Origin of the sequence: Desulfitobacterium sp. THU1 (assembly GCF_038181555.1) — a bacterium.
Classification (GTDB): Bacteria; Bacillota; Desulfitobacteriia; order Desulfitobacteriales; family Desulfitobacteriaceae; genus Desulfitobacterium.
This window is the reverse complement of the sequence record NZ_JBBWUA010000003.1, coordinates 147,762-162,431: the sequence shown is the minus strand read 5'-3', so window position 1 is coordinate 162,431 and position 14,670 is coordinate 147,762. Positions and strand designations below refer to the sequence as shown.

Sequence of the window (14,670 nt, the reverse complement as noted above, 5' to 3'; positions counted from 1 at the left end):
CTACGCCTCCTCCTTTGCCGCGCTAGAATTATCATGATGGCTAGAAGAAACTTCTTCTATGCTATTTTTCTTTTTGAAAAGCTTCCTGAAGAAGGAGGCAACCGTGGTGTTCATCAGCATGGCAAAAGCTGAGAAATAAATAATGACCGCAATCACGATATCGATAATTTCTGGTTTATATCCGTAAAGGCTTGCTAAGGTGCCACCCCTTTGAATATGGGAGATAAATATCGCCGAAAAAATAATTCCCAAGGGATTATTGCTACCGAGGAGGGCTACAGCGATTCCATTAAAGCCATTGGCAGCGATGACGTTGATAGGCTCATAAGTCATGCTGCTACCTGCAATCGTCGAGGGTGCTAAGATCGCAAAGGCTCCACCAAGCCCAGCCATGGCTCCGGCAATGCCCATGGTAAGGATGATATTGCGCTTTCCGTTCATTCCGGCATAGGTACTGGCATACTTGTTAAACCCTGTGGCTTTCAGTTGAAAACCAAAAGTTGTCTTATTCAAAATAACCCAGAGTGACACGGCAATAAGTATGGCAATAAAAATGGAAACATTGGCATTGGAACGTTCTATGCCTAAGGTAGGCAACTGAGCGGTGGCGGGAAGATAAGCAGTACGCGTCTTGGAGGAAATATACATTGTAGCATTGCCCTGAATGAGCATATCCACCAAGTACATACCAATATAATTGAACATGATAGAGGTAATTACCTCATGGACGTTCAAAATGGCTTTGAATATCCCTGGGATCAAGCCCCAGAGGAGTCCGCCAACCATACCGGCGAGGACGCAGGCCACCCAATGAACACCAGCGGGAAGCTCCCACATAAAGCCTACATATAAGGCAAAAAACATACCCATGGTATATTGGCCGGAAGCCCCGATGTTAAAGAGCCCCATTTTGAAGGCGAAGCCCACAGCTAATCCGGTCATGAGGATCGGGGTTGCATAGTAAATTACATCTGCAAAACGTTTAAAGCCACCAATGAGTAGCATTTTCAAACCAGAAAATGCATTGGCAGGATCGGCGATGGCCATGATGATAAATGCAAAAACAAAGCCAAGAATGATGGACATGAGGGCGGCAGTCCAAGCGGAAAAGCTTTTACTATGGATGAATCGTTTCATGCTCGTTCTCCTTTTGGTGATTGCGTTTTGCTCCTGACATGTAAAGACCCAGCTCCTGGACGGTAGTGGTTTGGGGATCTAATTCGCCGACAATTTCACCCTCATACATGACCAAAATTCGGTCACTGACGTTCATGACTTCTTCAAGCTCCAAAGAGACCAGCAGAACAGCCTTACCGGCGTTTCGGCCGGCCACAAGCTGTTTGTGAATATATTCGATGGCCCCCACATCCAGCCCGCGGGTGGGTTGAACAGCTACCAGCAATTCATGCTCTTTATCAATCTCGCGAGCAATAATCGCCTTTTGCTGATTACCACCAGACATGCTACGTACAACAGTCAGCGGGCCTTGCCCGCTTCTTACGTCGTATTGTTTGATCAATCGTTCTGCATAGGAGCGTATCGCTTGGCGTTTAAGGAAACCCAAACGTTGAAATTCCGGCTGCCAATAGCGCTGAATCACCAGATTATCTTCTAAGGTATAATCCAGAACAAGTCCATACTTGTGGCGATCCTCGGGTATATGGCTCATACCAGTTTTTGAGCGGGTTCGAATGGATGCTTTCGTAATATCCATGTCACAAAGGGTGATGGATCCGCTTGTCTGCTTTTCTAAGCCGGTCAATGCTGAGACGAATTCAGTCTGTCCATTGCCGTCAATACCTGCGAGACAAACAATTTCGCCGGCGCGAACTTGGAAGGATACGTTGTTCACGGCGTCTTTCTCACTGGTTTTCGAGGGGACAGTGATATTTTTAACGGACAAAACCACTTTTTCTGGATGGCTTTCTTCTTTTTTAACCCTAAAACTCACGTCCCGACCGACCATCATGCGCGAGAGATCTTCTTTCGTTGTTTCCTTTATTTCAACAGTGCCTACCCATTGTCCTTTACGCAATACAGTGCAACGATCGGCAACCGCCATAATCTCGTTTAATTTATGAGTTATGAATAAGATCGATTTACCTTCTTGAGCAAAACGCCGCATGATTCCCATCAGTTCATCTATTTCCTGAGGAGTTAAAACGGCTGTGGGCTCGTCAAAAATCAAGATTTCATTATCCCGATAGAGCATTTTAAGAATCTCAACCCGTTGCTGCATTCCTACCGAAATTTTTTCAATGACAGCATCGGGATCCACTTCCAGACCATATTGTTTACTTAAGGCTAAGACCTTTTCTCTGGCCTTAGTCTTCTGCAAAAAACCGAAGCTATGGGGCTCTACCCCGAGAATGATATTATCAAGAACAGTAAAAATCTCCACCAGCTTAAAGTGCTGATGGACCATACCAATTCCTAGAGCGTTAGCATCATTGGGGTTATTGATTTTTACAACTTGTTGGTTCTTGCGGATTTCACCGTGCTCCGGCTGGTATAAACCAAAAAGAACGCTCATTAACGTGGATTTTCCGGCACCGTTCTCTCCCAGCAAAGCGTGTATTTCACCCTTTTTTAAGCGCAGGGTGATATTATCATTAGCTTTAATACCGGGAAACTCCTTAGTGATATTGAGCATTTCAATAATATAATCGTCCATGCTAACCTCTCTTCTTCTTCATCAATGAACTGCAGAAAAATAAGGAAAAGGGGAAAGGGTAGTCCCTTTCCCCTATAACAGGTTGCCATAAATGAGGCTAGTTATTGATATTATCTAACTTCAACCTTAACTTTAGCAAGCTTAAGTCCAGAAACAAGTTCATTTGCTGTTGCATAACCATTAGGGTCTGCTACAGTGATGGTACGGATAGGATCTACTGAACCATCAACAAGCGTTGCATAAGCTTTTGCGTATTGTTCTTTGGTGAATTTTTGGAAACGGTCAAAAGCATTACCGTCGGGTTTGTCTAGGACGACAGTGGGGAGGCCAATACCATCATTTTTAGCATCGAAGTAGGTTGTTTTTCCGGCATAAGCACTCCAGGTATTTGTCTTGTAGATAGATTCGAGAACTTGCACAACAGAAGCGCGCAGGCCTTTGGTAGCCGAAGTAATAACGGTTTCACTATCATATCTTTGATCCACGTCAACGCCGATGACCTTTTTGCCAGCTTCAGCAGCTGCGGACATGACACTCTTACCGACCGAACCGCCACAAGCGAAGATCAATTCTGTGCCACCTTGGTACATGGTTTTTGCGGTAGCTTTATTGGTATCGGTTTCTGCAAAATCACCAGTGTAATGGTAAATTGCCGAGACAGCGCCATCGGCAAGACCTAATTCAGCAGCGGCTGCTTCAGCACCTTGTAAATAGCCATAACCAAAAGCTTGAACAGCAGGAACAGCCATTCCGCCCATAAAACCAAGCTTAGTCATGCCGTCCATAACTGCAGCATAACCGGCTAAGTAGCCGGACTCTTCTTCAGCGTAGAGGACACTTGCTACGTTTTCTTTGGTTTCAAAGGTTTTATAATCAGCAGTATGGGGAGTTCCATCCAAGAGGATGAACTTAACTTCAGGGTATCTGGTTTGTGCTTCAAAGATAGGAACTTCAAATAAGAAGCCCGGTGTGACGATGACCTTAGCGCCGCCAGTGACAGCTAGATCGATGGCAGCTAGGTAGCCTGTATCAGAAGCTTCTTCGGGTTTGTAATATTTGTGGGTAACATTGTTGGCTTCAGCGAATTCAACGACACCTTCCCAAGAGCCTTGGTTGAAGGATTTGTCATCGATATTGCCTTTGTCGGTGATGAGAGCAATCTCAAAGCCGTCCTTTGGAGCTTCGGTGTTTGTTCCAGCACTAGGCGGATTTTTGGTGGCTGTACTGCCGCAGCCCGTAGCCATAAGGGCTACTAATAGAAGAACTAAGAGCACCGATGTGACTTTTTTCATTTTCCTCTTCTCCTTTTGTCTCCTTGTTTTTTGGCATATTTATGTATTATGTATCCCTAATTCATTGTACCATTCAAGCTAAATTTTTCAACTATTGAATTTAGAAAATTGGGCGTTTTTTAATTCATTCGACGGACATAATGATACAAGAGTGTGATAAAATTATTACTTGAGAAAGTCCACGAAAAGCAATTATCGGATGAATTCTATGGATGTTCGACAGTATTCAACTAGTATATAAAGGACGAAGGATAATGAATCAACAATCGAATTCAAAGAAGAGTAATTTATCTTTTTCTATTATAGGGGCAGTTGCAATAATCGTCATTGTGGCTCTTGTATATTGGGCTTGGCCTTATCTTAGCCGTTTGAGTGACCCTGATCAGATTAGAGACCTTATTATTCGCTCAGGGACGTGGGGGCCTCTGGTTTTTATCTGCATGCAGGTGGTGCAAATTTTAGTTGCGCCCATACCCGGTCAGGTCATTGGGTTGATTGGGGGCTTTCTATTTGGTCCTTTCTTAGGTTTGCTTTATACGATAATTGGAGCTACTATTGGCTTTACTCTGGTTTTTTTACTCACCCGAAAACTAGGGCGTCCTTTTGTAGAAAGAGTAGTATCTAAGAAAAATGTGGACCGCTTTGACCATCTTACTAAGGAGAAGGGTGCCTGGGTCTTCTTTTTCATTTTCCTTTTGCCGGCTTTCCCGGATGATCTGATTGCTTTTATAGCCGGATTAACTGCTATTCCTATCCGCACTCTGATTTTGATATCTCTGGCAGGTCGATTGCCAGGATATGCAGTATTAGTATTTATGGGGAACGGCTTGACCTATGAAAATCTAAACCCAGTGGTGGCGTCATTAGCTTTGCTGCTATTCTTCTTTGCTTTAGCAGGGTGGAAGAGAAGGTGGCTCCGTGAGTTCGCCGAGCATCAGAATCGCACTCAGTTTATCACGGAACAATGGAATTTGTATTGGCACAAGATTATATTTTGGGTCATCGTAATCGTTGTCCTCTTAGTGATAGCTTACGAAGCTGCGACGGTGATTCCGATTCAAAGGTAAAGAAGTAGGCTTTTTCCTATAATATGACATTGTCTAATCAACTCTATCGAGATAAAATTAATTATATAGATCTATGTCTAATTGTATTGATCAGAGTGAAGCTCTGATGTAAATAAGCAAGGGAAGAAGGATGATGCGTATTGAGTGATGATCAGGCTGCGGTCATAGGGCTACCACTAAAAGAAGTGAAGAGCCATCAGAAGATGAGGATGCGAAGCCTAGTTAAAAGGGGTATTGTTATTACCATGGGTGCTATCAGTATGGCCCTGGGCTTAGAAGGCATTCTCATTCCCAATCAGATAATTGATGGTGGGGTTACAGGGGTATCGATGATGTTATCCTATTTAACCTCAGTAAACTTAGGGGTTTACTTATTTTTCCTCAATCTACCCTTTTTCTTTTTAGGATATAAGCAAATAGGAAAAACCTTTGCTCTGAGTATGCTTTATGGGATTATTATTTTATCTGCTACAACTTCATATCTCCATCATATAACTCCCTTTGTCCAGGATGTACTGCTTGCGGTAGTCTTTGGCGGGTTATTGCTAGGATTTGGGGTGGGATTAGTTATTCGTTCGGGTGGAGTTTTAGATGGAACTGAGACCTTAGCCATTCTTATCGAAAAAAGAGCCCCCTTTTCCGTAGGGGAAATTATCATGATCATCAATGTTATTATTTTTGCTGTGGCTGCTTTTGTTTATGGGTTAGATAATGCTTTATATTCTATGTTAACGTATTATATAGCCTTTAAGACGATCGATATTGTGGTTAAGGGCTTTGATGATATGAAATCGATCTACATTATTAGTGATCAAAATACAGAGATCGCTGATGCTATTTCATCACGCTTGGGACGTGGGGTAACCTTTTTGCAAGGTGAGGGGTCTTTTACTGGAGATGTGAAGCGCATCGTGTTTTGTGTGTTTACTCGCTTGGAAGAAGCAAAGATTAAGGATATTGTTCGGGAAATCGATTCGTCAGCTTTCGTGATCATTAGCGACGTGGGTGAGGTCAAGGGCGGACGCTTTAAGAAAAAAGATATCCATTAATATCAAGCTAAAATTAATAAACTTTATTAAAAACATGAGAAGAATATGGTTAAATTTCAAGTTATATAGACTTAGCCTGCAGGATATAATCCTGTGCGCTAAGTCTTTAATTAATTTCCCGGGAATTTGCGAAAATTCTATTAATTTCACTTCGATTGACATGACTTTAGGCTAGATGGTATCTTAGAATAGTTTGTTGAAAAAAGTAAAATTATATAGTTATAAGAAGAAAATCGTTAGAAGGGATCGAAGAAATGAAGCTTTCAAACAAGGATATTTTAATAACTGGATTTGCACTCTTAGCCATGTTTTTCGGAGCGGGGAATTTAATTTTTCCTCCTATGTTAGGATTACAAAGCGGAGACCAACTTTCTTGGGCTTTATTTGGCTTCATCATTACTGGAGTAGGACTTCCCTTTTTAGGGGTTACGGCGGTAGCTAAAGCAGGTGGCGATCTTGAACTACTTGCTAATCGGGTTCATCCTACCTTTAGTAAAATAATTACTACCATATCTGTTCTGTGTATTGGCCCCTTGCTGGCTATTCCCAGAACGGCTGCCACAACCTATGAAGTAGCTGTTGCACCATTGACACAAGGGATGAATTCCCAATTGGCCTTACTATTATCCTCCGTTATCTTTTTTGCCCTAACCCTATTCTTCGTTTTGAGACCGACCCAACTCTTAGATAGTGTGGGTAAAATCCTTACCCCACTGATGCTCATTTTTTTAGCTGTTGTCATCTATGTGGGTGTTACACAGCCACTAGGAACTGCGAGGGAAAGCATTTTTGTAAATCCGTTTTCCCGAGGTTTTTTAGAAGGCTATAACACTATGGACGCTATTGCTTCCGTAATTTTTGGGATGATTGTTGTCAAAGGCATAAAAGAAAAGGGTGTAACCGACAATAATCAAATTGCGAGGATCACTATTATTTCGGGAATGATTGCTGCGATAGGGCTGGGTGTAATCTACATTGGCTTGGGCTATATAGGCTCTACTACGGGAACCTTATTTACCGGAGAAAATCATGGACAGATGCTCATCTTTATCAGTGAAACATTATTAGGTGTTGCCGGCAGAACGATTATTGGTGTCGTTATGACACTTGCCTGTCTTACCACAGCCATCGGTTTGGTTGCCAGCTGTGGTGAATACTTTAGCCGCTTGACCCATTATCGAGTAAGCTATAATACGATTGCGCTCATCACAACCTTGGTAAGCTTTGCTCTAGCGAATATAGGTTTAGCTAATATCTTAAAGATATCGGTGCCCTTGTTAGAATTCGTGTACCCCATCATCATTGTCTTGATTATGCTTTCTCTTCTGCATAATTTCTTTAAGGGTAAGAGAGTGGTCTATGTTTATACGGTGGGAGTAATAGTTCTTTTCGTTATCCTCGACGCTATCCATGATATTGGCGTAAGCTTGGGAGTAAATCAAAGTATTATTGCGAAGATACTAAGCCTGTTGCCTTTTTATCAGCTAGGGCTGGGTTGGGTCATACCTGCTTTATTAACATTAGTCATAACCCTAGTCCTGTCTTCCAGGAAATCAGTTGAAGTATAAAATGGGCTTAGATAATTTCTAGTTAAAAGCAGTACTCTTCTGTAGAGTTCTGCTTTTTGACATTAATCTTTGTAAAATCACATTTTCATTCCAAAGAATTCAAAAAAATTACAAGATTCTGTAGTATAATGGACATTGAATGAGTACAACCCATAGATTTGAGTTTAGGAGAAGGCTCATGGATATCGACTGGAGATTATTGCTAATCACCGAAGTGTTCTTGGTTAACCTTTATGTTATGACCATCTCGTCAAAGGGTAAGACTGCTCCGATGAAGACGCTCCTGATATTATCTGTTTTTACAATAGGACTGATCGGGATGACGTATCTTTTCACTACAAAAATCTACTCCGCTGGAAATCATAATGGGGTTTTTTTGCTATTCGGTTTTTTGTATTTAGTACCCTCAAGGATGTTATACGACCAGCCTCTTAAATATTCCTTAGCAATCATCTGCACATCATGGCTTCATACCCTCTTCTCATTATCTTTAGCTATAAGAGTAGAGCCATTGCTTAATGAGGCATGGTCCGGCTGGGTGATTCTACTCATCTTAACCTTGTTCTATATATTTACCTTGCCATTCTTTATCTCTTCCTTAAAAAGGACCACGTATGCTCTGCGCAAAATTGATGACGAGATGTTGAACTATTATATTATTTTAGGAAGCCTCTGGTTTCTCTCCTATATCCTACTCAATACTCAATTTTACAGATATGATAGCGATGGGTTTGAATTTGTGATTACTTTAGTGTTGACCCTTTGCACTATTCTTTCCTATAAGGTGTTTTATTCCTTAATAGTGATCAGTAACACGGCAAAGGAGCTTACCAAAAGAACGAAAACCGATATTCTAACGGGTTTGAAAAATCGCGATGCATTTTTTCGGGATGCCCAGAAGCGTTTAGATAGCCGAAAAGCTTTTTCGATTGTTTTTATTGATTTAGACCAATTTAAACAGGTCAATGACCGTTACGGTCATGCAGAAGGAGATCGATATTTGGTGCAGTTTGCCAATGTATTACGCCAGTTTTATCGTGACCAAGGTACCCTTTATCGACTATCCGGAGATGAATTCGTCTTTTTATATTTGGGCCGTACGATTGAGGAGTTTTGTGGCCAATTGGAAAATAAAATAATACCAGCCTATAAGAGTAAGATTCGTTTTAAAGGGTTAAGCTTAGGCTATGCTTCTTTTCCTAAAGATGGAGAGGATTTGAGTACCCTGCTGAAAACCGCGGACCATAATATGTATCTGCAAAAGAAAGTCAAACATTTCGATCGAATCTAGTGACTTTTTAGGCAATATAGTGTTAAGAACAATGATAATTAATAGATAGAAACAATATAGAGGGGGAATTTGAATGATTCTAGAGAAGGCTTTTTACGAAAGCTCAGCTGGACTTTTGGTCACCGATGCAGACTTCAAGGTTATCTGGGCAAATCGCTTTGAAGAGGAGTTCTATCAGAAGACCGTTATAGGTTTAGACGTAATAGACTGCCATAGACCAGAAAACCGCGAAAAGATCTGCGAGTTTCTTAGTAAGTTTAAAGCAGGGGAAACAAAGGAGTTTACCAAAACTGCTGTAGGCATGTTAATTACCTATAGTAGCTACACTGTCAATGGAGAATTCGCAGGAGTGGTCAGAACGAGGATTCGGTTAGTTGAATAAAGCAATGGACTACCTTTCTTCAGAAATGGCCTACCTCTGCGTTTGCTTAAAATGTAGATGGCAGGCCATTTTTATGCCAAGTTTTTCGCAAGGGCATAAAATAGGCCCCTTTTCGAAATATAGTGAGGACAGCGTTGTTGAGACAGTCATGAAACTAAAGATCGAACAATCCTGGAAAAAGTCATAGAAAAAAACATGGACATTGTTGGGCAAGCGTGAAGACCATCTAGAAATTATTTCTTAAGCATGCTCTTAACAACGGTCTCTAAGGTGCTTTTCTTTAAGGGACCTTGATATCCTGTAAGGATATAACCTTCTGCATCAATAAACATGGTTGTGGGAATGGTCGAAACGCCGTAAACTGCGGCGGCTTGTTGATTTTTGTCCAGATAGATAGGGAAGTCATAGCCTTGTTTCTGAACAAATTTTGACCCTGTCTCCTCGGTCTCCCGTTGACCATCCACCAAATCAACCATGAGGAAGACCACATCTTGCTTATAGTCTTGATAGACTTCGTTGAAATGGGGCATTTCTTCACGGCAGGGAGGGCACCAGGAAGCCCAGAAATTTAGAACGACCGGCTTACCTTGAAAATCAGAAAGCTTGTATGTATTGCCATCGGTTCCATAAACAGTGATATCGGATGCTAAGGTCTTTCGTTTATTTGAGGTGTTCCCAGGGTTTTGAGAGGCAGATTCTCCCTGATTTATCGGGGCCCCTTGGCTTGGGTCGACCTTTTCCGATAAAGAGGAGTAGGCAGCATAAGCCACTCCTAGGAATAAGGTAAAGGCCACGATACCTAAGATCATTTTTATTTTACTATTCATATCATAATATCCTCCTCACTCCATTTTGTTCGCAGCTATCGATGTCTATCAATGTGTTAATGCCTGTTAATTCCATAGACTACCGTGATCAGGAAAGTAGGTTTAGAAAATACCCCAACAGTCCCGTCGCCATTAAAATTCCAACAATGACCAAAAGTCCTCCCGAGATGAGATTGATGAGGCGATAGTTTCGCTTAATGAAGTCAAAGGTTGATTTCAAACGGTCTAAGAGTACAGCGCTAGCGACAAAAGGGATTCCCAAGCCTAAGGAAAAGCATAAGAGCATTAAAACACCTTTGAAGCTTCCACCCTCTGAGGCGGCAAACATCAAGGCGGATCCTAAAAATGCTCCGACACATGGAGTCCAACCTATTGAGAAGATGATACCGAAGAGTAGCGATGAGGAAAAGCCCAAATTAACCACGTTGGCCTCAAACTGCCGCGGCCGATTAAGAAAGGGAATCCGCAGGACGCCTAGGAAGTTGAGCCCGAATAAGATGACAATTAGTCCCGAGACGATATTTACTCCTTGGCTATATTCTCGTAATATATTTCCCACAGTTCCGGCAAAAGCTCCGAGGGTAACAAAGACTAAAGTAAAGCCAAGAACAAAAGCAAGTGCATTGGTCAGGGCTTTCTGTTTGTTTTCTTCAGATCCCTGTCCGGCAAAATAGGAAATATAGATAGGTAACATGGGCAATAGGCAGGGGGAGATAAAGGTGATAATCCCTTCCAGAAATATAAGCAAATACTCCACGTTATCACCCTTTCAACAACAGGGGATTAGAAAAAATAAACTTAAATTCTGTACCTTTACCAAGCTCGCTATCTACGGTCAATTGAATGTTATGCCTTTGGGCGATTTGTTTGGCGATGGCCAGTCCAAGGCCTGTACCAGATATATTTTGCTCATTCTTGGATTTATAAAAACGGTCGAAGATATAGGGGAGATCTGCGGAAGATATGCCCACTCCTATATCCTTAATCGATAATACTTGATCAGTAAAGGTAACCAAGACCTCGCTTTGCGGTGGAGAGAATTTGACGGCATTATCTAAGATGATTAGAAACATCTGGCGAAGACGTACATAATCTCCTTGAAGGGTGCACTGGAAAGGGTCTTGTTCGTTCTCTGTTTTTATGACGATGTCTTTGCTGCGGGCGATATTCTGGGCGCTACGAACCACATCGCTGAGTAAATCGCAAAGGTTGAGCTCAGACATTTCAATTTTAAAGTCGGGATTTTGCAGCCGAGTTAAGTCTAAGAGATCATTGACTAAGCGCTGGAGTGAAATGCTTTCCTTAAGCATTTGTTGATGATAGGCTTTGACCTGATCCGGATCAGTGACGACTTCATCACAAAGGGCTTCCAAAGAGCCGCGGATGACGGTGACTGGAGTTCTTAGCTCATGCGAGATATTTGAGATAAAGTCACGACGCAGTTGTTCTAAATGTTCGCTTTCGTGGCTAGCTAACTCTAAACGTTCACTGAGGATATCGATAGCTGAGGCTAGTTCACCAATTTCATCCTTTTGCTGAACACCGGTCTTGGCCTCATAGTCCCCGTTAGCCAATTGCAGAGTAGACTTTTTCATACGGTTCAAGGGTTTCGTAAAGGTGTATGCTAAGAGTATGGAAAGGAGAAGAGAGAGGAGGAGTGCTACCCCGATGCTCAGGGCCAAAATCCCCGCCCCCTGTCGAAGAGCCACCTTTGTCCCTTCAATAGGTGAATGGAGAAGCAAAGCTCCGACGACTTTATCTCCGGATTTGATGGGGGCACCTACAGTTAAGGTAGGAGTAGTAAGAAGTGAGCTAAACCCTTCACTAAAGGTGGTTCTCCCCAGGAAAACCTCTTTAACAACCTGATTGGCGTCAGCCGGTAGATCAGCGTAGTTAATCTGCCGGTTAGTCATATGGCCGATGGTCATTAGTTGAAGAGATTCATCCACGATCCAGACATCTGCCATGGCAATCTCATCCAAGAATTGGAGGTAAGAGCTATAGCCACCCATACCGGAAATCATGCCACCCATTCCGCCCATGCCCATACCGTTCATCATACCACCACCCATACCCCCCATGTTGCCCATACCGTTTCTTCCGGTCTCGTTGCTACGGGTTTCGGTGGAGATATTAGAGTCGCTTAATAAGGTTGACAGGGTTCCAGCTATGGAGGTTGCGCGTTTTTCCATTTCAGTTTGGTGTAGCTGAACAGTTTGGTCCTTGAACAAGGACATAAACACACTGCCGATAATCAGTGAGAAAAGGAGCAGGCTCATGGAAAAATAAAGGGTGAGTTTAAGAGCGATTTTATTCTTCATAGTTTTTTTCCTCGAATTTGTAGCCTACGCCCCAAATAGTCTTTATCTCCCAGTTTTCATGGGGGAAGGAATCCAGTTTGGACCGCAAACGTTTAATGTGGGAATCCACGGTACGAATATCGCCAAAGTAGTCGTAACCCCAAACGCTATTGAGGAGATTATCACGAGAGAATACTTTGTTGCTGTTCGAAGCAAGAGTCCAGAGAATTTCGATTTCCTTCTTTGTTAAAGAGACGGGGTGTTGGTCTATTGTTACGATATAGTCGTCTAGATTGATCAGTAGATTAGCAAAGGTTAAGATTTGCTTTTTTTGCCCGTCCGTCTGACTGATTCTGCGTAGAATGGCCCGTACTCTCGCCATGACCTCACCGGGAGAAAAGGGTTTGACAATATAGTCATCGGCTCCAATATCCAGACCCATGATTCTTTCAAAATCTTCGCCCCGGGCAGTGATCATGATGATCGGGACGTTAGAGGTCTTGCGAATTTCTCGGCATACCTCAAAACCATCGATTTTGGGCATCATTACATCTAATAGGACCAAGTCGGGCTGAAGCTTATGAAAAAGCTCCAGAGTATCATATCCATCCCAAGCAATATGAGGCTGGTAGCCCTCTTTTTTAGCGTATTCTTCTAATATCGAGGTAATTTGTTTATTATCATCGGCAATTAATAATGTCAACATAATGATCCTCCTAAGTATCGATATCCTATTTTACCATAGGATTGTAAAAATACCTGTGACAAAAGTATGTCATTTGCTAAGGAGATAAAGTTTTAAAATATAATACTTTTTGCCCAAAAAAGACATAGTTATGCCATAAACTTTGGTTACTCTATAAGCAAAGGTTCAGACGTAAGGATTTTTGAATCTCACGGTGGGTAGTCATCGGACAACTAATTAGGAGGTATGAAAATGACAAAGTTCAAAAAGGCAATTCTAATCGGAGCCATCGTGCTCGGGGTTGGGGCGACTTCCTCAACAGTCTTAGCTGCTTCAAACTACAAAAATCCAGCAGAGGCCTTGGCGGGTATCACTGGAAAAACAGTAGAAAGCGTACTTACCGAGCAATATCAAACTGGCAAGAGCTTTGGAGCCATTGCCGACGAAGCGGGTAAACTTGATGAGTACCAAAAAGAAATTTTAGAAATGAAAAAGGATACTTTAGCACAAAGAGTTCAATCAGGTGATCTGACACAACAAGAAGCAGATCGTATAATTACAGCCGTTGAACAGAATCAAGGATATTGCTACGGCGATGGTTATGGTAGAGGCCGTGGCGGAATGATGGGCTACGGTTATGGTGGCATGATGGGTCGTGGCCAAGGCGGCGGATGCGGTGCCTGGGGAGGATTCGGTTACAACCAGACTAGATAATAGGTTAGAGTAGAGAGTAGCCTGGATAGGCAGAGGAAACATTTTTAAAGACTATAATAGTTGTGTAAAAAGCCAGACTGTAAGGAATATGTCCTTGCAGTCTGGCTTTGCTGTACTATACAATCCTCTGTTGCTATTTGATCAGATATTATCTATCTGCCAGTCAATCGGTTTCTTTCCTAGTGAGAATAAAAAGTCATTGGTCTTGGAAAAAGGTTTGCTGCCGAAGAAGCCGGCATAGGCCGATAAAGGACTGGGGTGAACTGACTTGATAATGCAATGTTGAGACTTGTTGATAAGAGCTTGCTTTGCTTGGGCATTTTTACCCCAAAGAATAAACACAACTGGGTCTTCTCGCTCGTTCAAGAGCGCTATGACTTTATCAGTAAACAGATGCCAGCCGATCTGACTGTGAGAATTAGCCTCACTGGCACGCACTGTCAGGGAAGTATTAAGAAGGAGGACGCCTTGATCGGCCCACTTTTTGAGATAACCGTTGTTCGGGATGGCGCAGCCAAGATCGCTTTGTAATTCTTTATAGATATTTTGCAAAGAGGGCGGCGCAGGAACACCAGGTTTGACAGAAAAACTTAAGCCATGGGCTTGGTTAGGGCCATGGTAAGGATCTTGCCCTAAGATAACGACCTTCACCCCATGATAAGGTGTAAAGTGCAAGGCATTAAAAATATCATACATATCCGGATAGATAGTTTTTGTGCGGTATTCGTCAATTAGAAATTGTCTTAGGCGCAGATAATAGTCTTGGTTAAATTCATCTTTAAGCAATTCATGCCAATCATTCTTTAATATTTGCATTTTCA

General features: G+C 42.3%; 14 protein-coding genes. 6 read left to right on the top strand and 8 right to left on the bottom strand.

Going from position 1 to position 14,670, the window contains the following annotated elements:
• From AAC978_RS04530 to AAC978_RS04520, 3 genes are all read right to left on the bottom strand, one after another.
• Complete coding sequence (locus AAC978_RS04530; protein WP_341546820.1) at positions 1–1,137, bottom strand: ABC transporter permease; 1,137 nt, start codon at positions 1,135–1,137, stop codon at positions 1–3.
• Positions 1,118–2,674 carry an ABC transporter ATP-binding protein gene (locus tag AAC978_RS04525; RefSeq protein WP_341546819.1) on the bottom strand — a complete coding sequence of 519 codons (1,557 nt, stop codon included), beginning with the start codon at positions 2,672–2,674 and terminating at the stop codon, positions 1,118–1,120. The genes AAC978_RS04530 and AAC978_RS04525 overlap by 20 nt, the downstream gene beginning before the upstream one ends.
• Positions 2,675–2,784: 110 nt before the next feature.
• Entirely contained in the window at positions 2,785–3,966 is a 1,182-nt protein-coding gene (locus AAC978_RS04520; RefSeq protein ID WP_341546818.1) for a BMP family lipoprotein, read from the bottom strand.
• A 254-nt stretch (positions 3,967–4,220) separates the two neighbouring features.
• On the opposite strand from AAC978_RS04520, the gene AAC978_RS04515 reads away from it, so the two are divergent.
• The 5 genes from AAC978_RS04515 to AAC978_RS04495 all read left to right on the top strand — a co-directional run bounded on the left by AAC978_RS04515 (position 4,221) and on the right by AAC978_RS04495 (position 9,323).
• Positions 4,221–5,033, top strand: coding sequence for a TVP38/TMEM64 family protein (locus AAC978_RS04515; protein ID WP_341546817.1), 813 nt, complete (start codon positions 4,221–4,223; stop codon positions 5,031–5,033).
• A gap of 203 nt (positions 5,034–5,236) precedes the next feature.
• On the top strand, positions 5,237–6,082 hold the full coding sequence (locus AAC978_RS04510; RefSeq protein WP_341546942.1) for a YitT family protein: 846 nt from the start codon (positions 5,237–5,239) through the stop codon (positions 6,080–6,082).
• 254 nt (positions 6,083–6,336) lie between these two features.
• Entirely contained in the window at positions 6,337–7,650 is a 1,314-nt protein-coding gene (gene brnQ, locus AAC978_RS04505; protein ID WP_341546816.1) for a branched-chain amino acid transport system II carrier protein, read from the top strand.
• Positions 7,651–7,828: 178 nt separating this feature from the next.
• Positions 7,829–8,941, top strand: coding sequence for a GGDEF domain-containing protein (locus tag AAC978_RS04500; protein ID WP_341546815.1), 1,113 nt, complete (start codon positions 7,829–7,831; stop codon positions 8,939–8,941).
• A 73-nt stretch (positions 8,942–9,014) separates the two neighbouring features.
• Positions 9,015–9,323 carry a hypothetical protein gene (locus tag AAC978_RS04495; RefSeq protein ID WP_341546814.1) on the top strand — a complete coding sequence of 103 codons (309 nt, stop codon included), beginning with the start codon at positions 9,015–9,017 and terminating at the stop codon, positions 9,321–9,323.
• Positions 9,324–9,556: 233 nt separating this feature from the next.
• On the opposite strand, the gene AAC978_RS04490 is transcribed toward AAC978_RS04495, so the two are convergent.
• The 4 genes from AAC978_RS04490 to AAC978_RS04475 form a co-directional block, all read right to left on the bottom strand.
• Positions 9,557–10,150, bottom strand: coding sequence for a TlpA family protein disulfide reductase (locus AAC978_RS04490; protein WP_341546813.1), 594 nt, complete (start codon positions 10,148–10,150; stop codon positions 9,557–9,559).
• Positions 10,151–10,238: 88 nt separating this feature from the next.
• Entirely contained in the window at positions 10,239–10,907 is a 669-nt protein-coding gene (locus AAC978_RS04485) for a cytochrome c biogenesis CcdA family protein (RefSeq protein ID WP_341546812.1), read from the bottom strand.
• A gap of 4 nt (positions 10,908–10,911) precedes the next feature.
• The gene (locus AAC978_RS04480; RefSeq protein WP_341546811.1) at positions 10,912–12,471 is read right to left on the bottom strand and encodes a sensor histidine kinase; all 1,560 of its coding nucleotides are present in this window, start codon (positions 12,469–12,471) and stop codon (positions 10,912–10,914) included.
• On the bottom strand, positions 12,461–13,156 hold the full coding sequence (locus AAC978_RS04475) for a response regulator transcription factor (protein WP_341546810.1): 696 nt from the start codon (positions 13,154–13,156) through the stop codon (positions 12,461–12,463). Before AAC978_RS04475 ends, AAC978_RS04480 begins: the two co-directional genes overlap by 11 nt.
• A gap of 231 nt (positions 13,157–13,387) precedes the next feature.
• Here AAC978_RS04475 and AAC978_RS04470 point away from each other — a divergent pair, with 231 nt between their 5' ends.
• Entirely contained in the window at positions 13,388–13,849 is a 462-nt protein-coding gene (locus AAC978_RS04470) for a DUF2680 domain-containing protein (protein WP_341546809.1), read from the top strand.
• A gap of 141 nt (positions 13,850–13,990) precedes the next feature.
• Here the strand turns inward: AAC978_RS04470 and AAC978_RS04465 are convergent, their stop codons facing one another.
• Positions 13,991–14,665, bottom strand: coding sequence for a uracil-DNA glycosylase (locus AAC978_RS04465; protein ID WP_341546941.1), 675 nt, complete (start codon positions 14,663–14,665; stop codon positions 13,991–13,993).
• Positions 14,666–14,670: the final 5 nt, after the last annotated feature.